The 22,553-nt window shown below is 61.3% G+C and carries 22 protein-coding genes; 9 read left to right on the top strand and 13 right to left on the bottom strand.

Annotated elements, in window-relative coordinates; translation table 11 throughout:
* Positions 1 to 74: 74 nt before the first annotated feature.
* From argH to lysA, 3 genes are read left to right on the top strand one after another with little or no spacing between them, the layout of a single operon-like run.
* Positions 75 to 1,463, top strand: a complete 1,389-nt coding sequence (gene argH / locus MQE22_RS12620; RefSeq protein WP_215871039.1) for an argininosuccinate lyase — start codon at positions 75 to 77, stop codon at positions 1,461 to 1,463.
* A complete protein-coding gene (gene lptM, locus MQE22_RS12625; RefSeq protein ID WP_215871040.1) occupies positions 1,460 to 1,591 on the top strand; it encodes an LPS translocon maturation chaperone LptM in 132 nt (43 codons plus the stop codon). The genes argH and lptM overlap by 4 nt, the downstream gene beginning before the upstream one ends.
* Positions 1,591 to 2,841, top strand: coding sequence for a diaminopimelate decarboxylase (gene lysA, locus MQE22_RS12630; protein WP_215871041.1), 1,251 nt, complete (start codon positions 1,591 to 1,593; stop codon positions 2,839 to 2,841). Before lptM ends, lysA begins: the two co-directional genes overlap by 1 nt.
* On the opposite strand, the gene MQE22_RS12635 is transcribed toward lysA, so the two are convergent.
* The 5 genes from MQE22_RS12635 to MQE22_RS12655 all read right to left on the bottom strand — a co-directional run bounded on the left by MQE22_RS12635 (position 2,838) and on the right by MQE22_RS12655 (position 7,796).
* Complete coding sequence (locus tag MQE22_RS12635) at positions 2,838 to 3,749, bottom strand: phospholipase D-like domain-containing protein (protein ID WP_215871042.1); 912 nt, start codon at positions 3,747 to 3,749, stop codon at positions 2,838 to 2,840. The two genes, lysA and MQE22_RS12635, sit on opposite strands and share 4 nt — an antisense overlap.
* Before the next feature lie 9 nt (positions 3,750 to 3,758).
* Entirely contained in the window at positions 3,759 to 4,811 is a 1,053-nt protein-coding gene (gene pyrC / locus MQE22_RS12640; RefSeq protein ID WP_255789765.1) for a dihydroorotase, read from the bottom strand.
* Positions 4,812 to 4,950: 139 nt separating this feature from the next.
* Positions 4,951 to 6,864, bottom strand: a complete 1,914-nt coding sequence (locus MQE22_RS12645) for a peptidoglycan D,D-transpeptidase FtsI family protein (protein ID WP_255789766.1) — start codon at positions 6,862 to 6,864, stop codon at positions 4,951 to 4,953.
* Positions 6,861 to 7,469, bottom strand: coding sequence for an OmpA family protein (locus tag MQE22_RS12650; protein WP_255789767.1), 609 nt, complete (start codon positions 7,467 to 7,469; stop codon positions 6,861 to 6,863). The genes MQE22_RS12645 and MQE22_RS12650 overlap by 4 nt, the downstream gene beginning before the upstream one ends.
* 123 nt (positions 7,470 to 7,592) lie before the next feature.
* Entirely contained in the window at positions 7,593 to 7,796 is a 204-nt protein-coding gene (locus MQE22_RS12655) for a hypothetical protein (protein ID WP_255789768.1), read from the bottom strand.
* Between the two features lie 529 nt (positions 7,797 to 8,325).
* On the opposite strand from MQE22_RS12655, the gene MQE22_RS12660 reads away from it, so the two are divergent.
* Positions 8,326 to 8,850: a hypothetical protein gene (locus tag MQE22_RS12660; protein ID WP_255789769.1), complete on the top strand. Its 525-nt coding sequence runs from the start codon at positions 8,326 to 8,328 to the stop codon at positions 8,848 to 8,850.
* An 85-nt stretch (positions 8,851 to 8,935) separates the two neighbouring features.
* Here the strand turns inward: MQE22_RS12660 and MQE22_RS12665 are convergent, their stop codons facing one another.
* The 6 genes from MQE22_RS12665 to MQE22_RS12690 form a co-directional block, all read right to left on the bottom strand.
* Positions 8,936 to 9,229: a FeoC-like transcriptional regulator gene (locus MQE22_RS12665; protein ID WP_255789770.1), complete on the bottom strand. Its 294-nt coding sequence runs from the start codon at positions 9,227 to 9,229 to the stop codon at positions 8,936 to 8,938.
* Positions 9,226 to 11,550, bottom strand: a complete 2,325-nt coding sequence (gene feoB / locus MQE22_RS12670; RefSeq protein ID WP_255789771.1) for a Fe(2+) transporter permease subunit FeoB — start codon at positions 11,548 to 11,550, stop codon at positions 9,226 to 9,228. The genes MQE22_RS12665 and feoB overlap by 4 nt, the downstream gene beginning before the upstream one ends.
* A gap of 3 nt (positions 11,551 to 11,553) precedes the next feature.
* Positions 11,554 to 11,823, bottom strand: coding sequence for a FeoA family protein (locus MQE22_RS12675; protein ID WP_255789772.1), 270 nt, complete (start codon positions 11,821 to 11,823; stop codon positions 11,554 to 11,556).
* Positions 11,824 to 11,900: 77 nt separating this feature from the next.
* Complete coding sequence (gene rimO, locus MQE22_RS12680; protein WP_255789773.1) at positions 11,901 to 13,229, bottom strand: 30S ribosomal protein S12 methylthiotransferase RimO; 1,329 nt, start codon at positions 13,227 to 13,229, stop codon at positions 11,901 to 11,903.
* Positions 13,226 to 13,600 carry a NifU family protein gene (locus MQE22_RS12685; protein WP_255789774.1) on the bottom strand — a complete coding sequence of 125 codons (375 nt, stop codon included), beginning with the start codon at positions 13,598 to 13,600 and terminating at the stop codon, positions 13,226 to 13,228. The genes rimO and MQE22_RS12685 overlap by 4 nt, the downstream gene beginning before the upstream one ends.
* A gap of 13 nt (positions 13,601 to 13,613) precedes the next feature.
* The gene (locus MQE22_RS12690; protein WP_255789775.1) at positions 13,614 to 14,354 is read right to left on the bottom strand and encodes an SDR family oxidoreductase; all 741 of its coding nucleotides are present in this window, start codon (positions 14,352 to 14,354) and stop codon (positions 13,614 to 13,616) included.
* 10 nt (positions 14,355 to 14,364) lie between these two features.
* Between MQE22_RS12690 and MQE22_RS12695 the strand changes: the two genes are divergently transcribed.
* Positions 14,365 to 15,495: a class I SAM-dependent methyltransferase gene (locus MQE22_RS12695; RefSeq protein WP_255789776.1), complete on the top strand. Its 1,131-nt coding sequence runs from the start codon at positions 14,365 to 14,367 to the stop codon at positions 15,493 to 15,495.
* Positions 15,492 to 15,845: an ArsC family reductase gene (locus MQE22_RS12700; RefSeq protein ID WP_255789777.1), complete on the top strand. Its 354-nt coding sequence runs from the start codon at positions 15,492 to 15,494 to the stop codon at positions 15,843 to 15,845. The genes MQE22_RS12695 and MQE22_RS12700 overlap by 4 nt, the downstream gene beginning before the upstream one ends.
* Here the strand turns inward: MQE22_RS12700 and hemN are convergent.
* Both hemN and MQE22_RS12710 read right to left on the bottom strand, forming a co-directional pair.
* A complete protein-coding gene (hemN, locus tag MQE22_RS12705; RefSeq protein WP_215872206.1) occupies positions 15,842 to 17,224 on the bottom strand; it encodes an oxygen-independent coproporphyrinogen III oxidase in 1,383 nt (460 codons plus the stop codon). The two genes, MQE22_RS12700 and hemN, sit on opposite strands and share 4 nt — an antisense overlap.
* Positions 17,225 to 17,254: 30 nt before the next feature.
* Positions 17,255 to 18,178, bottom strand: a complete 924-nt coding sequence (locus tag MQE22_RS12710) for a LysR family transcriptional regulator (protein ID WP_215872205.1) — start codon at positions 18,176 to 18,178, stop codon at positions 17,255 to 17,257.
* 244 nt (positions 18,179 to 18,422) lie between these two features.
* Between MQE22_RS12710 and MQE22_RS12715 the strand changes: the two genes are divergently transcribed.
* The 3 genes from MQE22_RS12715 to MQE22_RS12725 all read left to right on the top strand — a co-directional run bounded on the left by MQE22_RS12715 (position 18,423) and on the right by MQE22_RS12725 (position 22,539).
* Positions 18,423 to 19,733 (top strand): OprO/OprP family phosphate-selective porin, encoded by a 1,311-nt coding sequence (locus MQE22_RS12715; protein ID WP_215872204.1) that lies wholly within the window; start codon positions 18,423 to 18,425, stop codon positions 19,731 to 19,733.
* Positions 19,734 to 19,775: 42 nt separating this feature from the next.
* Positions 19,776 to 21,053, top strand: a complete 1,278-nt coding sequence (locus MQE22_RS12720) for an esterase-like activity of phytase family protein (RefSeq protein WP_215872203.1) — start codon at positions 19,776 to 19,778, stop codon at positions 21,051 to 21,053.
* 142 nt (positions 21,054 to 21,195) lie between these two features.
* Positions 21,196 to 22,539 (top strand): OprD family outer membrane porin, encoded by a 1,344-nt coding sequence (locus tag MQE22_RS12725; RefSeq protein WP_215872202.1) that lies wholly within the window; start codon positions 21,196 to 21,198, stop codon positions 22,537 to 22,539.
* Positions 22,540 to 22,553 lie beyond the last annotated feature (14 nt).

The following is a 22,553-nucleotide window of genomic DNA, read 5'->3' on the forward strand; positions in this document are numbered from 1 at the left end:
TGGGGCAGGGATGTCGTCGACCTGGTCCGTCACGAGCGCTTTGGGTATAGTCGCGGCAAGCGAGGAGGTCTGTGATGAGTGAAAAAATGTGGGGCGGGCGCTTTACCGCCGGTACCGATTCTCTGGTCGAGCGTTTTACCTCGTCCATTGCCGTGGATCGACGCCTCTATGCCGAGGATATTCGCGGCTCGATGGCGCACGCGCGCATGCTGGGGCGGGTGGGCGTGCTGACAGCGGCCGAGGTGGAGACGATCTGCAGCGGGCTGCAGAGAATCGGCCAAGAGATTGCCGACGGTCAATTCGCCTATTCGGACAGCCTCGAAGACATCCACATGCACATCGAGAGCCGTCTGATTGCGCTCATTGGCGATACCGGCAAAAAACTGCACACCGGCCGCTCGCGCAACGACCAGGTGGCTACCGACATGCGTCTGTACACCCGCGGCGCCATCGACCACCTGCTCGCTCTTCTGCGCGCGCTGCAGGGGGTCTTCGTGGATCTTGCCGAGCGCGAAGTCGACACCATCCTGCCTGGCCTCACCCATTTACAGGTGGCCCAGCCCGTCACCTTCGGCCACCACTGTATGGCCTATGTCGAGATGTTCCGCCGCGATGCCGAGCGTTTGCGCGATGCCCGCAAGCGGGTCAACGTCTTGCCCCTCGGCGCTGCGGCCCTGGCCGGGACCACCTTCCCCATTGACCGCTGGGATGTGGCGCGCGAACTCGGCTTCGATCATGTCGCGGAAAACAGTCTCGACGCCGTTTCCGATCGCGATTTTCTGCTCGAGACCCTGGCGGCCCTCTCCCTCATCGCGATGCATCTGTCGCGTCTGGCAGAAGAGCTGATCTATTGGATGTCGGCGGCCCTCGCCTTCATCGACCTGCCGGACGCCTTCTGTACCGGCTCAAGCATCATGCCGCAAAAGAAAAACCCCGATGTGGCTGAACTCATCCGCGGCAAGAGTGGCAAGGTCATGGGGCAACTCACGGCGTTGCTCGTCCTCATGAAAGGGCAGGCCCTCGCCTACAACCGCGACAATCAAGAAGACAAGAGTATTTTCTTCACCGCGCTGGACGAAATCGAGGCCAGCCTCCAGCTCCTGACCCGCATGCTGCCCGGCCTGCAGACCCGTCCGGCGCGGATGCGGGCAGAAGCGGAAAAGGGCTTTGCCACCGCCACCGATCTCGCCGACTACCTGGTACGCAAAGGGGTGCCCTTCCGCGATGCCCATGCGGTGGTCGGTCGCGCCGTCCGCCTGGCGCAGGAGCGCGGTATCGGCCTGGAAGCCTTGCCACTGGCCGAACTGCAGGCCCTGTCACCAGCAATCGCCGATGACGTCTTCCAGGTGCTCACCCTGGAAGGATCGGTCGCAGCGCGCAAGCACCTCGGCGGCACCGCGCCCGAACAGGTGCGCGCCGCCATTGCCCGCGCTCGGCAGCGATTGGCGGGAGAAGGTGCATGACGCCATTACGCCCCTGGGTCCTGCTGCTCTTGCTTGGCAGTCTGGCCTTGGCCGGTTGCGGACGCAAAACGCCGCTCACCCTTCCCAAGGCCCCCACCCCCGTCAGCGCCCCAACGAGTAGCCACTGATGCACCCCTTTCATTATCAAAACGGGCAGCTGTACGTGGATGACTGCCCGCTGCACGAAATCGTGGCGCGCTATGGCACGCCCTGCTATGTCTACTCCGAACTGCATCTGCGCGAGCGTTACCACGCCTTCGCGCATGCGCTGGGCGCGCAGACCCTGACCTGCTACGCGGTAAAAGCCAACAGTAACCTGCATCTATTGCGCCTTCTGGCACAATGGGGTGCGGGCTTCGATATCGTCTCCGGCGGGGAACTGGCGCGGGTGCTGCGGGCCGGCGGCGATCCAAAAAAGATCGTCTTTTCCGGGGTAGGAAAAAGTCGCGAGGAGATTCGCGCCGCCCTGGATGCAGGGATTTTCTGCCTGAATGTGGAATCTGCCGCCGAGCTCGAGCGCATTGCCGAAGTGGCGACCGAGATGGGCGGACGGGCACCGGTTGCCCTGCGCGTTAATCCGGATGTCGACGCCGGCACCCACCAGTACATCGCCACCGGCCTGAAGGAGAGCAAGTTCGGCATTCCCATCGCCGCTGCCGAAGATCTCTACCGGCGCGCGGCAGAGTGGCCAAGTATCGAGTTCATTGGTGTAGCGGCTCACATCGGCTCCCAGCTCATCGATCTGCAACCCCTGGGTGCCGCTGCCCGGCGTCTGCGGGATCTGTACGAACGCCTGCGCCGCCACGGCATAGAGCTGGCGCATATCGATTTGGGCGGCGGAGTCGGTATCCGCTACCACGACGAAGTACCCCCGAGCCCAGCCGACTATGCCGCCATTCTCGATGATGCCCTTGCCGGTCTGGAGGTCCATCGAGTGGTGGAGTTAGGGCGCGCCTTGGTCGGCAATGCCGGGACCCTGCTCACCCGTGTCGAATACTGGAAAGAGAACGAGGGCAAGCATTTCTGCGTGGTCGATGCGGCCATGAACGACCTGTTGCGCCCCAGCCTCTACGGTGCCTGGCACGAGATCCTGCCGCTGCGACAAAGCGCAGCGCCGCTGCAGGAATGCGATGTGGTGGGGCCGGTCTGCGAGAGTGGTGATTTCTTCGCCAAGAACCGTTCTCTCCCTGCCGTCCCCGTCGGGGAGAACCTCGCCATCCTCGGTGCCGGCGCCTACGGCTTTGCCATGAGCAGCCAGTACAATACGCGCCCACGCGCTCCGGAAGTCTTGGTACAGGGAGCGGAAAGTCGCTGTATTCGACGCCGCGAAACCCTTGCCGATCTGCTCAGCCCGGAAGAGGACTGCCCCCTCGACTAAGCGCTGCCGCCTTTGGGCATCTCGGTACTGGCCTGCGCCCAGTCTGCAACAAACTGGGCGCGTAGCACGGATAATGCCTCATCGCGCAGCACTACCCCCATCTCACGGTTCTTCTGCAGGCTGGTTTCCGAGACATTTTCCGAACCAACGAAGGCCAATCGTGCGCCGACCATCATCTTTGCATGAAGATATACGGGTTTTTCGGGCAAGAAACGCACCTGGCAAGCATGTGCACGGAGAAAAGCGACATTTTCCCGATCCTCAGCGCTGAGCGTGGCGGGCAAAATCAGACGCAGATCCGCACCCTTCGCCGCCAGGGCATCAAGAACGGGAGAATATTTACCCAGCTCCTCACTCTCGACATCCAGAGGCCCGGGCTGCTGGATAATCTCCAGCAACTGCTGCACCGACGTTCCCGGCGATAGGACGAGATCGCGATGGGTGAAGGCTGGCGCGCGCCGTTGCTCCCAATCCGCCGCAAAGACCGCATGCACGGCGCGGACCAGCACCGGATCGTGCGTCACCCAGAGATACTCCCGGTTGTGGTGAAATGCGGACCAGCTGAAATTGGCCGTGCCGATCTCACACTCGGTATCATTACAGAGATATTTCGCGTGATAAAAGGCGTATTGGTCGCCGTGGCTGGTAAAACGATAGGGAGCCCAGTGCAGTTCGGCACCCGTAGCGCGAATCTCCCGCTCTTCCTTATGTACCTGCCAGGGCCGCATATGGTAGGGCTTGCTATCGATGATCACCCGCACCTGCACGCCACGAAGCGCGGCAGCCGTCAGAGCGTCCAGCAACTTGCGATCGCTAAGGTAATAGACACCCACATCCACTTGGTGTTTGGCCTGATCAACGATCTGCACTAAAGGAGCCGGTCCGGCTTGGGGTTCGATATAGAGCATGCAAAAACCTCAGAATGGCAGCAGACGCCAGAAAACCTGCTCACCCGCCCGCAGCGGTACGACCGTCTCGTCTCCGCAACCCAAACGCTCTGGCACCGGCCATGTTTCCCGACGCAACGTTACCTGCTCAGGATTACAGGGCAGTCCGTAGAAGGCCGGGCCATGGCGACTGGCAAAATCCTCCAGCCGGTCCAGGGCATTGGCCTGGGCGAAGGCCTCGGCATAGAGCTCGATGGCCGCATGTGCGGTGTAGATACCGGCGCAACCGCAGCTCGACTCCTTGGCTGAGCGCGGATGCGGGGCGCTGTCGGTACCGAGAAAAAACTGAGGACTCCCACTGGTGGCGGCGGCTATCAGTGCCTGCCGGTGCTGCTCCCGCTTGAGGACAGGCAGACAGTAATGATGGGGGCGAATCCCGCCCTGGAACAGGGCATTGCGATTGAGCAGCAAATGGTGCGCGGTGATGGTGGCGGCGGTGCGCGGCCCCGCAGCTTGCACAAAATCCACCGCAGTGCTGGTAGTGACGTGCTCCAGCACCATGCGCAGTTCCGGGAAATCGCGACGCAGGGGCGCCAGATGGCGATCAATGAATACCGCCTCCCGATCGAACACATCCACCGCCGGGTCCGTCACTTCGCCATGCATTAGCAAGGGCAAATCCAGCTCCTCCATCGCGGCAAGGACGGGAAGCACCTGGCGCAGATCGCGCACGCCATTTTCCGAATTGGTGGTCGCTCCCGCCGGATAGTATTTGACCGCGTGCACCAAGCCGCTTTCCTTCGCTGCCCGTATCTCTGCAACCGGTGTCGCCTCGGTCAGGTACAGGGTCATCAGCGGCGTGAAGCGCATCCCCTCTGGCAAGGCCGCCAGAATCCGCTGGCGATAGGCTGCGGCAGCCGCAACCGTGGTGATCGGGGGGTTTAGATTGGGCATGACGATGGCGCGACCAAAACGCGCGGCAGTGTCGGGTAATACGCTGCGCAACATGGCCCCATCCCGTAGATGCAGATGCCAGTCGTCTGGCCGCAGGATGCGGATTTCTTCTACCTCTGTCGATTTCACCCCGGAAGCCCCCAATCTTTCGCACGTTGCCAAGGGTACCATTGCGCGCTACCCTCGCCTATGCTCCCGCGGAGGATCCGAAACCGTCGCCACCGTTGCCCACAGCAAGTACCTTTCCGTTGCTCCGCGAAGCATTCGCTCAGCCGCCGCCTTCGCTCCAGATTTCGGCCTGGGCACGACTGACCGCCGGCGTTTGTACCCGACAAAAGTCTTTCTCCCCCAGTGGCATGGGCACCTGGAAAAAGGCCCCGGCCTGCAAGGCCTGCGGGCTCGGCAGATGGTTGATCTGCTCCAGATAACGACTGGTGCTGTGATACTTGAGCGCTAGCTCGTGCAGGTCGGAACCGGCAGGCACACGAATGTCGAGGAACTTGCCGCCGATGTTGCAGCGCGGCGCAACATCGAGGGTGCGCAGGGCGCGCCGCATGGTGTAACGGAACACCGGCGCCGCTTCGATCCCACCAAAATTCCAGGAATAGTGACTGCCGCGCAGGTTCACCGCCATCACCAGGTCCGGACGCGGGCCCGGCGCAAAACCGACGAAGGTGGCATTGGTGCGGTGATGGTAGAAACCATCCTTGCCATTGGCCATATTCGAGGTCCCGGTCTTCCCCGCCACCGCGTAGCCGGGAATCGCCGCCAGAATGCCCGTACCGCCGGGGCGCGCCACCGACTGCAGCCAGCGCCGCAGATCATTGGCCACCCAGGCAGGCATCACCCGATGGCGCTGGCTTTTTTCCCCGGCAAACAGATGCGGGCGCACATACCAGCCGCCATTGGCAATGCTGGCATAGGCCGCTGCCAACTGCAGCGTCGTCACCGAGACGCCATAGCCAATGGAAATCGTCGCATGCCGGGCAACGCCCCACGACTGCCAGGGGGGCAAAACACCCGCCGTCTCTCCCGGCAGGCCCAGAGGCGGCTCCCGACCAAAGCCGACGGCCTGGTACATATTGTATAGCGTACGTTTGGGGGTCAGCAGGGCAATCTTGGCAGTGCCGATACAGCTGGAATACTTGAGAATATGCTCGATGTTGAGGATATGATGGCGCACATCATCGGTGATGGGGTAGCCTCCTACCCAAAGCGGGTGATACACATTGAACTTCTGGCTAGGAGAAACACTGTGACTCGCCAAGGCCGCGGCAATGGCAAAGGGCTTCATCACCGAGCCGGGCTCAAAGGCCTGATGTACGGCATTGTTGACGTAATCTGCAGGCGCCGTACAGGAACCCTTCTGATTGGGGTTGCAGCTCGGCGCGCTGACCATCGCAAGGATGGCGCCGGTGTGCACATTCATCAGCACTGCCGAGCCGACCCTCGCATGAAATTGATGCAGGGAGCGCAACAGGGCCATATAGGCCCAATACTGCATCTGTGGGTTGATGGTCAGGTGAATGGCGTGCCCCGGATGCGAAAGTCGCGCTACCTTGAGCACCTGCACGATCTGCCCATGACCATCGTACAGAGCTTCCTCGGAGCCGGGATGCGCGTCCAACCACTGGTTATAGCTCAGTTCCATGCCCGTCGCCCCCTGATGGGCCTGATCTACCAATCCAATCAGCGGGGTCGTCGCCGCACCCAGAGGAAAATAGCTGCGCGAACTCGGCAGTACCCCAACCCCCGGGATTCCCAAAGCGCGCACCGCTTTGCCCACGCTCGGTGGTCGTTGCCGTGCCAAGTAGGCAAAATCGGCACCACCGCTGGCCAGACGCTGGCCGAGTTCGATTACGGAGAGGTGCAATGCCTGGGCCAGTTGCGGCCATTGATCCTGGTGTTTGCCGAGGACCTTGGGATCGCCCCAGATGGTGCTGGCCGCGGTGTTGACCGCCAGCGGCAAGCCGTTGTCCCCAAAAATCACCCCGCGTTGCGCGGGCAGACGCTGATTGTGCAGATACCGCATCTGTCCCTGCGCGCGCAGTTGGCCGGTCTGCAGATACTGCACCTGGATATCGCGGCCAAGCACCGCCAGAAAGCCAAGCACAAAGACGCCCGCAAGCCAAAGGGGCCGCGAGCGAGGCAATTGACGAAAGGGTCGGCCGGGCGGCTTCATTCTCCGCCAGTCACGGCGTGATAGACGAAATCGACCCGCTGGTTTTTCTGCCAGCAGGCAGCAGTGTTCTGATTACAAAGGAGATTATCCTTGCCGAAGGAAACCGTGCTGATGCGACTGGCGGGGACACCATCCGCCTCCAGCAACTCCTTGATGGCATGGGCACGCCATTCCCCAAGGGCGAGATTGTATTCCTGCGTGCCTGGTTGTGAGCAGTTCCCCTCCAGGCGCACATGCAGGTTCGGGAAGCGCAGCAGAAAACGCGCATTCTCGGCGGTGATATGGCGGGCACGGGCACTCACATGGAAGCTGTTCTGAGCAAAATGCACGCGCAGGTGCCGGGGCAGGGCCGCAAGCTCGGCATTGGAAAGGTTTTCGTTCTGGCCACCGAGGGGACCGTAATTCAGGTTTTTCTCCCGTTCCTCGGCCTGGTTCAGCGCCTGGGTATTGGCACTCGAACTGGGGACCGCACTACTGGGCTCCAGCTGCGCATGACTGGTAGGAGAAACCTGTTGCGCACAGGCGCCAAGAAGCAGGGAAGCAGACAATACGGCGACAAAACCCAAGACACCCTTGGGCGAAGCAGAAGACAGACATTGCGGCATGAGAATATTCCTTCACTTGTCGGTATACCTCTATGACCGCAATTGTTCTTTTCAGTTCTCAGGCAAGGGTGATCCACAACCGCTATAGCTACCGCTCCCACCAGGTGGATACGAGGCTCATCTTCAGCCTCCCTGCCTTAGGCGAATGACGGCCCCCAGTAGCCCCATGCCAAACAGGACGAGCACCCACAACCATCCCCAAGGCCAAACACTCGCACGCAAAGCGATCTTCAGTTGCCCCCTTTTCATGAGCAGACTTACCACAAACACTACCAGCCAGGAGACCAGCAAGCGCCCCAGAAGATTTCCCAGTAAATAGCCAGACATCGCATCCTCCCTCTCTTCAGTTTACAGAAGATTTTAAAAATAAATAATAAAATCATGTTATTGAAATTTTTCTATAGAGAATTATACTCGCAGAAAAGAGTGGGAGGGAGCCTCGTGTCCAGTTTCTCGGTGCCGGGAAACGTTCTCGATCTTATTGCGCGCCAAATGCTGCGCGCACTATAAGGAGAACAATCAGTTGGTACTTCGCATCCTGAATCGTCCCGGAGAGCAAATGCGGGACTCCGAGGCAATTGCCAGGAAAATGGCCCTGGAGCTGGCGGGAGCCAAGGAACTGCCAAAAGCCGAGCCGGCAAAGGTGGATCCCAAAACAAGTACCGGAATTCCAGAGGAGAAAAAATTGTTTACAAGATCCCAACAGAGGACGGGTATGTCATTGAGCTTCGGAACTTTGGAAGCTCCATCAACAGATCCGGCCCGGCCTGGACAATTGACATCCCAGAGGAGATGAGACCCTATGCAAATTCAAAGAAATCAAAATTGAGAGAGTGCCACAGGAGCAGAACTAGCCATGGAGATTGAAGAGTTTCTTTTCCGTTCACCCTATTATGAAAGCTGGGAAGAATTTTGTGATGCAAGTTGGGGAGTGCAAACGCATCATATATGGGATTCTCTCACCAACGTCGAAATGAGCAATATAGAGCACTTTGAGCTCTATATCACCATCATCGAGCGCCTGCTGCGCGAAAAGCGCCTGGTCTTCGGCACCCCAGAGGATCAATCAGGCTGGTTTGAGGGGGAGGATGGCCTGTCTCGGGTATGGTGTGCCGAAATCCCCACCATACTCCAGTACCTGCGCGAGTACTTACCCGATCCCCACGCCCCCTCCTACAATCGCAGCGACGCTGGTTCGTATGAATACTTTCCGGTAACCGCCTGGCTGGGGCGGGGAGCCACCAAGAATCTGGAACTTGGGTATGATCAGTACGAACATCCCATGAGCATCTGGACAGACGGATTCTGCATTGCTCGAGCCTCAGAATGGAAATGGGTCCATCTGGATCCCGTCCCCAAACCCAGATATGTCCGTATCTAGACGGAGTCGCCACAATCCCGCGAACGGTCTCACTCGCGCAGCAGGAGATCGTTGCCTCCACAACCGCAACTGTTCTTTTCAGTTCTCAGGCGGCGGTTGCTCTGGCGCGCCACCGATAGCGTGTACCCACCGAGGCTGGCAGCTGCGGTCGCACACAAGCGGCGCAGGCGCCGGCGCAAGCACTCTGACAGCTGCTGCCTGAGACTTGGGCTTGCACCAAGGTCTGCACCCGAGTGATCATTCCACGCCTCTGCCAATGCTGCAGGCCGGCATCCACCAGATCCTGCGGCAAGTCCAGGCGCTGGGCGATCTCTGCGGCGCTCAGGCTTTCCCCGTCGCGCAACAGATCGCGAATCCGAAAAAGGGGGCTCTGCATCATCCCTGTTCCTGAAAACGCAACTGGTTTTGCTGGTGCCGCCCTTGTCGGCGCAAAGCCAAGAGCAAGATGCCAAGGGCCACGGCAATACCGGCGGTCCACAGCCAGGTTGCCTGCGGATGGGCGGCATAGGTCCCCCACTGATAGACCAGCGTTGCCACCGCCCAGGCCATGCCAATACCATAGCCGACGGAGAAGAGCATCCAACCCCAGCCAACCTCGCGCCGCAGGGCCCCCATGGTGCTGGCACAGGGCACATAGAGCAGCACAAAGAGGAGATATGCCAGGGCCGTTAGCGGTGTAAAACTTTGTGCCAGGGAGCCAAGGGTCTCAGAACTCGCTCCCGAGGCGGCGATACTCGCGTCCCGGTTGGCCAGATCGCCCAGTCCCAAAGGATCTCCCAGGCTGCTGAACAGCTTGCCGGCATTCTCCGGGATGGTGGCCAGGGCGTCGCGAAGCTCCTGCAGCAGATCCACCTGCCGATACTGTGCCATCAGATCCCCACCCGCCTGCCGCTGATAGATGCCGTTGAGGGTACCGATGACAACCTCCTTGGCGGCCGCACCCGCCACCAGTCCAGCAACGGCGGGCCAGTTGTCCCGCTCGATGCCCATGGGCGCAAAAACGGGAACCAGCGCCTCGCTGCCCTGCGCCAGCAGGGAGTGGTCGATGTCGGTGGCGCGCAGGCCCTGACTGGTCCAGCCAATTCCGGGCAAGAGGAAGAGGATGAAGCCGATGGCGGCAATCACCTTACCGACGCGCAGGATAAAGATGCGCAGGCGCTGCCAGGCCTGCAGCACTACGCTGCGCAGGCTGGGCAAACGATAGGGCGGCAGTTCCATGACGAAGGGTCGGGCCTCTCCCCGTAGCGCGGTTTTTCCCAGCAGCCAGGCGGTGAACAGGGCCATGACAATGCCCGTCAGATACAACAGAAAAACCACCTGCCCACCGTTGCCGCGGAAAAAGACCACGGCAAAGGCCATGTAAATGGTCAGCCGGGCCGAGCAGGACATGAAAGGTTGCATCAACACCGTGAGCACCCGACCACGAGGATCGTCGATGATTCGTGCTCCCATGATCGCCGGCACATTGCAACCAAAGCCGATGACCATCGGCACCAAGGCATTGCCGGGCAACCCCACCCGGCGCATCAGCCGATCCATCACATAGGCCGCCCGCGCCATGTAGCCGGAATCTTCGAGAAAGGCGAGGAAGAGAAAGGTGAGTCCGATGGGAGGGATGAAGCTGATCACCAGATTCAGTCCACCGCCAATACCGCCGGCCAGGGAGCTCACGATCCAGTCCGGGGCGCCGGAGAGAAGCAGCAGGTGACCGAAACCATGCATCAGCAGGGCAGCAGAAGCCTGATCGAAGAAGTCCAGGAAGACATTGCCACCGCTGAAGCTGACCACAAAAACCAGATACAGTACCGCAAGAAAAATCGGCACGCCGAGCCAGTCATGCAGGATCCAGCGATCGAGATGACGGGTCAGGTGCTGACGCCAGCCCGCCTTGCCACCGGACGCGATCACCTGCGCAGCAAGCTGCGCAGCCCAGGTGAAACGCGCGGCAGGCAACAGATCGGCAAGATCCTCGGCACTGTCTGCCTGCAGATGCTGCGCCGCTGCGGCGCGCGCGGCAAGCAGCGCCTGCGGTGTGTTCTCGGGCAGTTCCAGGTACTGCCAGGCGAGAAAGCGGCCGCGCGCTCCGTCAATCTGGGCGGCAAAGTCGTGCAGGGCAGCTTCCAGATCGGCAGGCCAGGCCGGCCGCTGCGGCAGAGACGGGCTACGCAACGCGCTGCGCAAGGCCATGCGCAGCTCGCGCAGGCCCTTGCCCTTGCGCGCCACCATGGGGACCACCGGCACCCCAAGCTGCAGCGACAGGGCCTGGGGGTCCACCCGCTGACCACGATCCTCGGCCTCGTCCACCATGTTCAGAATGAGGAGCAAAGGCCGCTGCAGCTCCACCAGCTCGGCGGTGAGCAGGAGTTGTCGCTCCAGGGTACTGGCATCGAGGACCTGGACAATGAGCTCGACCTCCTCGTCGCGCAGAAAGTGGCGCGCAACCGCCTGATCCTCGCCACCTCCACCCAGCAGGCTGTAAATACCCGGCAGATCGATCACTTCGATCTTCTCGTCCCCCAGGCGCGCGCTGCCAGAGCGGCGCTCGACGGTGACCCCGGGCCAGTTGCCCACCGTCTGATGGGTGCCCGTGAGCAGATTGTAAATGGTCGTCTTGCCACAATTGGGATTGCCAACCAGAGCAATGCGCGGCAGGCCCTCTGCGCGCCTGGTGCCGGCGCTTGCTTGACAGTGCCTGGCCATGGATCAGCCCTCCCCGGAGGACGACAGGGGGCGGACCTGGACCTGCTCCAGCCACTCACGGCCCAGGGCAATGCGGGTGCCGGCGCTATCAAGTACCACGCCGCGACGGTCTGGTCCCAACAGCAGGGTAAAAGCCGTGCCGGGACGCAGACCCATCACCAGCAAGCGCTTGCCCTCGTTGCTGGTACCACGAACGGCGTGGATGATGCCGCGCGCCCCCCGCGACAGTTGTCCCAAGGTTCGCAGTTCCTGCGTATACTCCCTTTGCTCCATGATCGCTCCCAGTCAAATCCCTCTGCGTGCGATTGTATTAAATGAGAATCGTTCTTGCAACGCCTCTCAACTCGAGCTCAATCGATGACGGCAAACAGGTCATATTCATCGGCAGCGCAGATGCGCACCTGCAGGCGCTCCCCCACCCGTCGCCCCTGGGCGTTCTGTAGATGCACCACGCCGTCGATTTCCGGGGCGTCGGCATGACTGCGGGCCACGGCGCTGCCGTCGGGTCGGGTCGCGTCGATGAGCACTTCGCGCAGCTGGCCCACCTGCTGGCGCAGACGGGCAGCGCTGATCTCCTGTTGTACCGCCATGAAGCGGGCGCGACGTTCCTCACGCACGGACTCGGGAACGGAATCCGGCAAGGCATTCGCAGCAGCGCCCTCCACCGGGGAATAGGCAAAGCAGCCAACCCGGTCGAGTTGCGCAGCGCGCAGAAAATCGAGCAGTTCCGCAAACTCTGTTTCCGTCTCGCCGGGAAATCCGACAATGAAGGTACTGCGGATAGTCAAGTCCGGCACAGCGGCGCGCCAGCCCTGAATCCGCTCCAGGGTACGCTCGGCCGCCGCCGGCCGCCGCATGGCCTTGAGGATGCGCGGGCTACCATGCTGCAGGGGCACATCCAGGTAAGGAAGGATCTTGCCCGATGCCATGAGGGGGAGCAGCTCGTCGATGTGCGGATAGGGATAGACGTAGTGCAGCCGTACCCAGGCCCCCAGTTCACCGAGAGCGGCACAGAGCTCCGTGATCCGGGTCTTGAGCGGGCGCCCCTGGTGAAAGGCCGTGCGGTATTTGCGGTCCACGCCATAGGCGCCGGTGTCCTGGGAGATCACCAGCAACTCCTGCACTCCACCCGCCACCAGGGCCTCCGCCTCCCGCAGGATGGCATCGGGATCACGACTGACGAGTTTGCCGCGCATGCTGGGAATGATGCAGAAGCTGCAGGACTGATTGCAGCCCTCGGAGATCTTCAGATAAGCATAATGGGGCGGGGTGAGGCGCAGCCCCTGGGGTGGCACCAAGTCATCGAAAGGATCGTGGGCCGGCGGCAGCGCTTCGTGGATCGCCTCCAGCACTGCGCTGTTCTCCTGCGGCCCGGTGACCGCCAGCACCCTGGGATGGACCTTGCGCACGAATTCGCCCTGGTCCTTTGCCCCCAGACAGCCGGTGACGACCACCCGGCCATTCTCCTGCAGGGCCTCAGCAATCGCCTCCAGGGACTCCTCCACCGCCGCGTCGATAAAGCCGCAGGTGTTGACCACCACGAGATCGGCGCCGGCATAGTCGCCGACCATCTGATAGCCCTCGGCACGCAATTGGGTAAGGATGCGCTCGCTGTCCACCGTTGCTTTCGGACAACCAAGGCTGACAAAGCCGATTTTAGGGACCGCCTTCGCTGTCAAAAGGTGTTACTCACGCTGGCGACCCCGGGGACCGCCCCGACAATCTTCTCCACCACCTGTTGCAGGTCGATGACGGCGTTGGGGCAACCGGCACAGGCTCCTTTCATGCGCACCCGCACGTCACGCCCGGCAATTTCCACCAGCTCGATATCGCCGCCATCGCGGTTGAGAATGCGCCGCACCGCAGCGACCGCTTCTTCCACTGCTTGCGGGTCCGGCAGGGGATCGTTGGGAGCAAATTCGCGCTTGCGGCCGATCAGGCGCTGTGCCATCGCCTGGGCGTGGGCGATCTTGGCCGCGGCGACGGGATCGCTTTCCTCGAGGATGTCCAGTTCCTCTTCGGTGTAAAAGCGAACGGGGGTTCTTTCCATAGGGCTCATCGTCTCAATATAACATACGCCCGCCGTCCACGACGATGTTCTGCCCCGTTACATAGGGCGCATCGAAGAGCAGCCAGGCGACTGCCCGGGCAATGTCGGCAGGTTCTCCCTCACGCTTCAGGGCGGTACGGGCGAGAAGTCCGGCGCGGTCACCATCCGGCGGATCTTTGCCCTCCGCCCAAAGAACCACTCCCGGGGAGACACTGTTGACGCGTACCTCTGGCCCCAGCTCCTTGGCCAGGGCGCGCGTCAGCGCCAAGAGACCGGCCTTGCTGACGCTGTAGGGAAGATAGCCACGCAGGGGAATCTCGCCATGCACATCGCCAATATTGACGATGGCGCCGGCTTGCGCACGCAGCAGGGGCCAAGCGGCCCGAGTCAAGAACAGCGGCGCACGAATGTGGATCGCCTCCATCTCCTGCCAGTCCTCCAGGCGCAATCCGGAGAAGGGCGCCGGACGATACAGAGAGGCGTTGTTGACCAATCCGTCGAGGCGGCCGAAGCGGTCGTGCACCTGCTGCAGCAGACAGTCAGGGGCATTCTCTGCGCTGAGATCAGCGCAGAACAGTTCCACAGTTGTCGCGAATTCCTGCCGCAAGGCGCTCGCCAAGGCTTCGGCCTCCGGCCGCGATCGTCTATAGTGAAGGGCCAACTGGCAGCCTTGCACGGCGAGTTCGCGGGCAATGGCCGCCCCCACGCGACGTGCGCCACCCGTGAGGAGAACCACCTTTCCCGAAGCCTGCACCAGGAGTTCCATGCAACCAAAACGAAATGGGGTTGTAACCCAATCGCCTGCAGCGCGCAAGGCATCTACCTTGCCGGCACCGGATCCCGCCGCCCAGGCCCACAGCCTGACCCTGCAAAAGGAAATTCGCGCTCGCATCGCCGCTGCTGGGGGATGGATTTCCTTCGCCGAGTATATGGAAATGGCCCTCTATGCCCCGGGGAAAGGCTATTACATGGCCGGTCAACGGCGCTTTGGCCCGGCCGGAGACTTCGTCACCGCGCCCGAGCTGGGTGCGGTGCTGGGACGCGTCCTCGCCCGCACCCTTGCGCCCCATGCCGGGCGCGACGGCATCCTCGAACTGGGTGGCGGGAGTGGCGCCCTCGCGGCACAGATCCATGAGGTTCTGCCGCAAGTCCCGTACCATATCCTGGAACTCAGTCCCGACCTGCAGGCGCAGCAGCGCGCCCGCTGTCCGGCGGTGCAGCATCTGCAGCGGCTCCCAGCCGAGTGGCATGGCGTCTTCCTCGCCAACGAGGTGCTCGACGCCATGCCCGTCGCCGTCGTCGAAAAGATGGCCGATGGTACCCTGCGCGAGATGGGAGTGGCAGCAGATGCCAACGGCTTTGCCTGGGCTCCCGCGTCTCAGCCTCTCCCCAGGCCCTTGCTGGAGCCCATTCGCCCGTATGTCGCCCATTGGCCCGTCGGCTACCGCAGCGAAGTCTGTCCGGCAGCAACGGCGTGGCTGCACAGTCTGGCCGCGCGCCTACAGCAGGGCCGCATTCTCCTCATCGACTACGGCCAGGAGGCGGCGGCCTGTTACCAGCCGCAGCGCTACCTGGGCAGCCTGCGCGCCTACCATCGTCATCACCTGCTGGAGGATCCCTTCTACTGGCCGGGGCTTTGCGATCTGACCGCCGACGTCAATTTTTCCGCCCTCATGGCAGCGGCCGTGGCAGCAGGTCTGCAAATTGCTTGGTATGGCCCCCTGGCACGCTTTCTCGTCACCCACGGCCTGCCGGAGGTCTATTCCGGGCTCGAGGCCCAGGCCAGCCCGGAGCAGCGCCTTGCGTTGAACAACGAAGTCAAGATCCTCACCCTGCCGCAGGAGATGGGAGAGCGTTTTCAGGTATTGATTCTCGAGAAAGGAGCGCCAGCATGAGCATTACCGTCTATGGCATTGCCAACTGCAGCACCATGAAAAAGGCCTTCGCCTGGTTGCATGAGCACGGGGTGGCCTATGTATTCCACGACTATAAGAAGGCTGGGGTACCAGAAACGGCCCTGCGGCATTGGGCGGCGGAACGCGGCTGGGAGGCGTTGATCAATCGCCGCGGCACTACCTGGCGTCGCCTGAGCGAAGCACAGCGCGCGGTCGCCGATGCGGATGCCGCGATCGCCCTGATGCTCGCCAACCCCAGTCTGATTCGTCGCCCCATCGTACAGAGGGATGACGATCTCTTGCTCGGCTTCGACCCCGAAGAGTGGGCGGCACGCCTACAAGGCCGCTAAATCACCCGCGAGAACTGCGTCTGGCTGCGCCCCAGGTAGGCATCGAAGGCCATGCACACGTGGCGCACCAGCAGACGTCCTGCCGGAAGTACAGTGACGCCACCTTCGTTCAGGGTAATCAGCCCATCCCGTGCCAGAGCCTCCAGGGTCCCGCGACTCTCGGCAAAATAGCGCCAGAAATCGATACCATGCCGCGCCTCGACAACCGCGACATCAAGGCGAAAATCACAGATCAGGCGGGTGATCACCTCCCGGCGCAGCAGGTCGTCAGCCGTCAGGCGTAGCCCCCGCTCCACCGGCAGCCGTCCGGCATCCACTGCCGCTCCCCAGGCCTCCAGATCCTTGCGGTTTTGGCTGTAACTCGGGCCAACCATGGCAATGGCGCTCATGCCAAAGGCCAGCAGGTCGGCATTGGAGTGGGTAGAATACCCCTGAAAATTCCGGTAGAGATGGCCTTGTAGTTGCGCCCGGGTGAGCTCGTCCTCGGGCAGAGCAAAATGATCCATACCGATATAGACGTACCCGGCAGCCTCCAGAGCGCCGATGCTCTGCTGCAGAATCTCCAGTTTCTGCGCCGGGCTGGGCAGCTCCTCGGCACGAATGCGCCGCTGCGGCGGGAAGCGCTCGGGCAGATGGGCATAATTGAACAGAGACAGACGATCCGGGCGCAAGGAGATGATTTGCGCCAGGGTTTCGGCAAAACTCTGCGGGCTTTGCAAGGGCAGTCCGTAGATCAGATCGAGACTGATAGAGCGATAGCCCAGGCTGCGCGCCTCCTGTATCAGCTCTGCCAGCAGATCCAGGCTTTGCTCACGATGTACCGCCTTCTGCACCGCCGGATCGAGATCCTGCACCCCCATGCTCAGACGATTCCAGCCGCGGTTACGCAACAGGGCCAGTACTCCCGGTTCGATGGCGCGCGGGTCGACCTCGATCCCATACTCGCCGGTATCATCATCGAGCAGACGGAACTGCGCCTGGATGCCGTTCACCAGACGCTCCAGGTCCGCACGCAAGAGAAAGGTGGGGGTACCACCACCAAAATGCAGTTGGGTGACCGGGCGCTGCGCATCGATATCGCGCCGGATCAGCGCCATTTCCCGCAGCAGGCGCTCCACGTAAGGCTGACCCCATTCCCGATGCCGCGTCACCACCTTGGTACAGGCGCAGTAAAAACACAGATGCTCGCAAAAGGGAATGTGAAAATACAATGACAAGGGTTTGCCGCTGGCATTACTCGCGCGCAGCTCCGCCCGCAAGGCGCTTTCATCGAACTCCGCGGCGAATTGCGGTGCCGTAGGATAGGAGGTATAGCGCGGCCCTGGCCGGTCATAGCGTTGGATCAGATCGATATCGAAAAGTACCGTTTCCGTGCCCATCCCTTTTTCTCCTCTACTGGCGCCCCTGTCCTACAAGCGGCGAATGCCGCGCAGTTCGCTGCTCGCACTGGCGCGAATCTCGCTCAGAAAGGCCTGTAGATGGGGCTGTTCACTTTGCCCCTGCAAAGTGGCTGCTTCCAGATTCTGCCAGAGTCCCCGCGGACCCAGGGGCAGGGCTCGTACATAACCGCGATCACCGTAGCTGCTCACCGCCCAGGCAGGCAAGGCGGCAATCCCCTGCCCGGAGGCCACCAGCTGCAGGATGATGACCGTCAATTCCGCCTGCCGCCGTCGCCACGGCTGTACACCGGCGGGGTGCAAAAATTCCCGAAACAAGTCCAGGCGCCGGTCTTCCACCGGGTAGGTGATGACAGTCTCCTCGAGGAAATCCTCGGGCAGCAGAAAGGGGCGTTCGGCCAGGGGATGACGCGGGCTCAGCAGCGCCACCACCTCGTAACTGAACAGGGCATGGCGCTCGATTTCGCCAGGCAGGGCCTCGGGGGCACTGAGAATGGCCAGGTCGGCCTGATAAGCGCGCAGCAGTTGCACCGGATCCTGCTGGAATCCGGAGGCGATATCCATCTCCACGTCGGGCCAACTGGCACGAAACTGGTCCATCGCGGGGGTCAGCCAGTCGAAACAGGTATGGCACTCCACGGCGATACGCAATCGTCCCCCCCGCCCCGAGGCGAGCCGGCGCAGCTCCTCCTGGGTCCGCCGCAGGGCTGGCAGGACCTCCCGCGCCAGGGCATAAAGCCGTTCCCCTGCCGGGCTGAGACGCAGGTTGTTGCCACTGTCGCGGTCAAAGATCTTGATCTCGAATTCATTTTCCAGGCCCCGGAGCTGGTGCGAGAGGGCCGACTGGGTCAGGTGCAGGCGCTGCGCCGCCGCGGCAATGCTGCCGTGTTGCAGAACGGCTTCGATGGTACGCAGCTGGCGAATCTCGATGGGCATGGACGACCTTTTGGTCAAGCTATTTGCAGATCATACGCCAGCTTGTCGCAGGAGGGCAGCCACCGACCGCTGTCACAAAAGTGTCATCAAAGGTTCATAAAAGTGTCACAATTCCCTGCTATGATTCGATGCACAAGTCGATAGTGTAAAGAGCGTATGCAACTATCAAGAATACCTTCTCCTGTCGGAGAGGGGATTCGATGGACCTCTTTGCAGTATCCACCAACTGTAGAGGGAGTTAACCATGAAGAAGCGCTTCATTCTGGTGGCAATCGCCACCATTTCTGCCATTCCCGTCCTGGCCCAGGCCGATGAATCCACGGTTCTGCACGCCAAAAACGACGATTACAGCCTGATGTTGGGCGGGCGTATCCAGGCCGATTACGCCACCTACTTCAACAAGTCCTTCCTTGCCCCAAATGGTTCGGTCACCGACATGGGCGCCGCCGGCGCCATTCTGCGCCGGGCGCGCATCTTTACCGCCGGCAAGATCGGCGAAGACTGGAAATTCAAGTTCCAGTACGAATTCACCCAGACGGGGGGCGGTGCGGCAGGTTTCCGGGATGCCTACTTTGCCTACACCGGCCTGATGCCCGGCAACACCATCACCCTAGGCCAGGCCAAGACCTTCTTCACCATGGACCAGTTGAACAGCTCCAACGACAACGTCTTCATGGAGCGGCCGCTGCTGGAAGGCCTCGATACCTACGGCGACCGGCGCATGGGCCTCAAGATCACTCAGAGTGGCGAGAACTGGATGTTGGGTCTGGGCGGCTTCATGAACGCCCTGGATGAAAAGGTCTACACCAAATACAGTGGTGTCGCCCGAACTGCCTATACCAAAACGGAGACCGTCGCCAGCATCAGCAACAGCACCAGCAACCAGAGTGGCATCTACACCATCTCCGGGCGTGCCACCTATGCCCCGTTGCACAGCTACGGCAACGACCTCTATTTTGGCGCCAACCTGAACTATACCGGCTTTGGTGACAAAAACGCCGCCGCCTTCTACGGCACCCGCCCGGAAACCAGCGTGGCCGGCACCAAGCTCCTGGAAGCCTACGTCAGCAATCCCAGCAGCCAGTTCAACTATACCCTGGAAACTGCGGCCGTGGCCGGTCCCTTCTCGCTCGAAGGCGCCTATGTCGGCATGAATGTCTCCCGCAGCCTCGGGCTGCCCACCGCCAGCTTCAATGGCTACTACGTGCAGGCGAGCTACACCCTCACCGGCCAGCCGCGCAATTTCAAGCCGAAGCTCGGCGAGTTCCATTATCTGAAGGACATCGGCCCTGGTGGTGCCTGGGAAGTCGCTCTGCGCTATGACCGCCTCAACCTCAATGATGCCAATGCCGGCATCTATGGTGGCCGAGGGGATGCCATCACCGCCGGCATCAACTGGTATGCCAACGAGCACGTCCGGCTGATGCTCGACTACAGCCACGGTCATGTGGACGGTATCCCCAGCACCCAGCCGGTTGGCGCCACCTGGTGGAACGATCCGCGCTATAACAGCGACCTGAACATTCTGCAGTTCCGCGGGCAGTTCCTGTTCTGATGCCGTGCATGGGGAGGGGGATCCCTCCCCGAAGGAGAATTCATGCGTAAATCTTCCCTGTTTGCGGCCTGCCTCGCCCTGTATGGCATGCACGCCAGCGCCCAGGAGCTCGCGGGCGAAGCCCTGCGCGCGCCCCTCGATACCGTCACCGTGGCTGGTCGGGAGCTGCATCTGAGCATCGGTCCAGGCAGTGGACTGACCCATGCCCACGGCTCAGCGTGGACTGACTTCTATGCCGTCAGCGATCGGGGTCCGAACATCCCCTGTGACGAGAGTGGCAAGGTGCTCGGCAAAGAAGTCTGTAGCAAATCTGAGGTGATCTTCCCCATTCCCGGTTATACTCCCAGCATCTATCCCCTGCTGGTGCAAGCAGGTCAGGTAACCCTGCGCGGCGAGCCGATTCCGCTGCACGCGGCTAATGGCCAGAACTTCAGCGGCCTGCCGCCGGAGCTCCCTAAGGGCGAGAAGCCGCTGAATGGGCAACTCCAGCCCCTGCCATTCTCCCCCAACGGGGTCGATACCGAATGTATTTCCGCGCTGGCCCAGGGCGGTTTCTGGATCGGCGAGGAATATGGGCCCAGCCTGCTGCGGGTAGCAGCCAATGGCGTCGTACTGGAACGTTTGGTACCCAAGGGCACGGCAGCCTACTATCAGGGGAGCAGTGTCCCGGTGCGCGCTGTCCTGCCGCCGTTACTGGCCCGGCGCAAGCTCAACCGCGGTTTTGAAGGGATGGCCCTGGCGCCGGACCAGAAGCTGCTCTTCGTGGCCCTGCAAAGTCCCCTGGCTAATCCCGATGACGATACGGCGAAAAACTCCCGGATCGATCGGCTGATTACCCTGCATCTCGATGCCGAGGGCAACTTTGCCGGAATGGCCGGTGGCTATGCCGTGGAATTTCCCAGGATTGAAGATTTTGCTCCAGGGGAAAAGCAGAAAGATCTCAAACTCTCGGCCATGAGTGCGGTGGATGATCATCGCGTGCTGCTGATGCTGCGCGCTGGCAACAAGGTCGCGGTCTACCTAGCCAACCTTGACGGTGCCACTCGGCTGATCGGCACCGCTTGGGCCCGGCCGGATACCCACCCCAGCCTGGAAGAGCAAAATGATCTGGCCAAAGTCGGTATCCAGCCGCTTGCCCTGCAGCTGCTCTGGGAAAGCGACGATGCCTTTGGCAAGGGTCTGGGCAAGGTCGAAGGCATGAGCCTAGTGGACGGCAAGAGTCTGCTCTTCATCAGCGATAATGACTTTGGCATCACGGGCGAAAAAAGCACGGTCTGGGAATATCCCCTGAGCGACGAGGCCCAGCGTCTATTGCACTGAGACCGCGGGGCGAAGCTCTCCTCTGGCATCGAAATGTCTTTTCGGATACAACGTCACAAAAGATTCACGGAACTGTCATCATGCTGTCACATTCCGTTGTTATCATGCCGTTGTAGTAAACACACCGAAGAGGAGAATGCCCATGTTGTTCAAGCACCGCGCCAACACCCTGGCAGTGCTGATGGCCCTGACCGGCTTCAGCGCTGTCGCCCACGCTGCCAGCAGCCATGACTCTCTGAAAAGCTTCATCATGGATAGCAAGGTCGATGGCCAGGTCCGCGCCTACTACTTCGATCGCTTCTTTGGCAAGAACGCCACCAATCTCAGCGCCTTCTCGCTGGGCGGCTATATCAATGCCCACACCGCCTCCCTCGCCGGTTTCAGTGCCGATGTGGGTTTCTACACCGCCAACAGCCTCGGCGCCAACCGGGTGAACCCCGATGTCACCCTGATGGGTAAGGGTACGTCCATCAATGCCCTGGGCCAGGCCTACCTGCAATACGAAATTCCGCACGCCCTGCTGATTCGCGCCGGGAACCAAATCGTTAACACCCCTTGGGTGAACGGCTCCGACTCGCGCGTCATTCCCGCCACTTACCAAGGCGTCTTTGCCCAGGTCTCTCCCTACTGCGGATGGAATCTCTATGGCATGCGCATCTTCCGCTGGAAGAGCCGTACCTCCGCCGACTACTACCGGGATAACCTCTACTACAACACGGGCTTTGACGGTGATCCCATTTACGGTGGATCAGCTGTCGTTCCCAATACCGATACTGCCGCCAATGGCATTCTCGCCTTCGGCACCAGCTACAAGCGCTATGGCATCGATGCCCAGGCTTGGTACTACAACTTCTATCAGTTCACCCAGACGGTTTATGGTGATGCCCAATATACGCTGAAGACCGGCAGCGGCGTGGATCCCTTCCTGGGCGCACAGATCAACCGCGAGTGGGAAAGTAATAGTCTGCTGAACAACAGCTATGCCCCCGGAACCAAGCCCATCGACGGCTTCAAGGGCAATGGGGTCAACAGCACCGCCTGGGGTGTGATCGGCGGTATCGACTACGACGGTGGCAGTGCGCTGCTCGGCAAGGGTCAGCTCTCCGCTGCCTATAATGAAATCCTCTACCATCAGGGAGCCGTGGGTGGTGGCGCTATCGTCTCGCCTTACACCGTCGGTTACGCCACCGATCCGCTCTACACCACTTCCATGATCCGCGGTCTGGTGGAAATGGGGCCCGGGCACGGCTTCAAGATCAAGTGGACGCAGCACTTCCTGAGCAACCAGTTTCTCTTCATGACCGCCTATGCCCAATATCACCTGCAGACGGCAGGCTACGCCAACGACATCTACGGCGACCTCACCTACTTCCCGCAGGGCTGGATCAAGGGTCTGTCCATCCGCGATCGCGTGGAAGTGGCGCACGGAGATCTGTCGACGGGTTATTTCATCTATAACCGCGTCATGCTGACCTACGACTTCTAAGACTTTATGCCCTG

Origin of the sequence: Acidithiobacillus sp. YTS05, from assembly GCF_024396695.1 — a bacterium.
Classification (GTDB): Bacteria; Pseudomonadota; Gammaproteobacteria; order Acidithiobacillales; family Acidithiobacillaceae; genus Igneacidithiobacillus; species Igneacidithiobacillus copahuensis.

Coding starts and splice junctions, on each gene's coding strand:
- argH (WP_215871039.1), top strand. CDS start 75: ATGAGTGAAAAAATGTGGGGCGGGCGCTTTACCGCCGGTACCGATTCT.
- lptM (WP_215871040.1), top strand. CDS start 1,460: ATGACGCCATTACGCCCCTGGGTCCTGCTGCTCTTGCTTGGCAGTCTG.
- lysA (WP_215871041.1), top strand. CDS start 1,591: ATGCACCCCTTTCATTATCAAAACGGGCAGCTGTACGTGGATGACTGC.
- MQE22_RS12635 (WP_215871042.1), bottom strand. CDS start 3,749: ATGCTCTATATCGAACCCCAAGCCGGACCGGCTCCTTTAGTGCAGATC.
- MQE22_RS12645 (WP_255789766.1), bottom strand. CDS start 6,864: ATGAAGCCGCCCGGCCGACCCTTTCGTCAATTGCCTCGCTCGCGGCCC.
- MQE22_RS12650 (WP_255789767.1), bottom strand. CDS start 7,469: ATGCCGCAATGTCTGTCTTCTGCTTCGCCCAAGGGTGTCTTGGGTTTT.
- MQE22_RS12655 (WP_255789768.1), bottom strand. CDS start 7,796: ATGTCTGGCTATTTACTGGGAAATCTTCTGGGGCGCTTGCTGGTCTCC.
- MQE22_RS12660 (WP_255789769.1), top strand. CDS start 8,326: ATGGAGATTGAAGAGTTTCTTTTCCGTTCACCCTATTATGAAAGCTGG.
- MQE22_RS12665 (WP_255789770.1), bottom strand. CDS start 9,229: ATGATGCAGAGCCCCCTTTTTCGGATTCGCGATCTGTTGCGCGACGGG.
- feoB (WP_255789771.1), bottom strand. CDS start 11,550: ATGGCCAGGCACTGTCAAGCAAGCGCCGGCACCAGGCGCGCAGAGGGC.
- MQE22_RS12675 (WP_255789772.1), bottom strand. CDS start 11,823: ATGGAGCAAAGGGAGTATACGCAGGAACTGCGAACCTTGGGACAACTG.
- MQE22_RS12685 (WP_255789774.1), bottom strand. CDS start 13,600: ATGGAAAGAACCCCCGTTCGCTTTTACACCGAAGAGGAACTGGACATC.
- MQE22_RS12695 (WP_255789776.1), top strand. CDS start 14,365: ATGCAACCAAAACGAAATGGGGTTGTAACCCAATCGCCTGCAGCGCGC.
- MQE22_RS12700 (WP_255789777.1), top strand. CDS start 15,492: ATGAGCATTACCGTCTATGGCATTGCCAACTGCAGCACCATGAAAAAG.
- hemN (WP_215872206.1), bottom strand. CDS start 17,224: ATGGGCACGGAAACGGTACTTTTCGATATCGATCTGATCCAACGCTAT.
- MQE22_RS12710 (WP_215872205.1), bottom strand. CDS start 18,178: ATGCCCATCGAGATTCGCCAGCTGCGTACCATCGAAGCCGTTCTGCAA.
- MQE22_RS12715 (WP_215872204.1), top strand. CDS start 18,423: ATGAAGAAGCGCTTCATTCTGGTGGCAATCGCCACCATTTCTGCCATT.
- MQE22_RS12720 (WP_215872203.1), top strand. CDS start 19,776: ATGCGTAAATCTTCCCTGTTTGCGGCCTGCCTCGCCCTGTATGGCATG.
- MQE22_RS12725 (WP_215872202.1), top strand. CDS start 21,196: ATGTTGTTCAAGCACCGCGCCAACACCCTGGCAGTGCTGATGGCCCTG.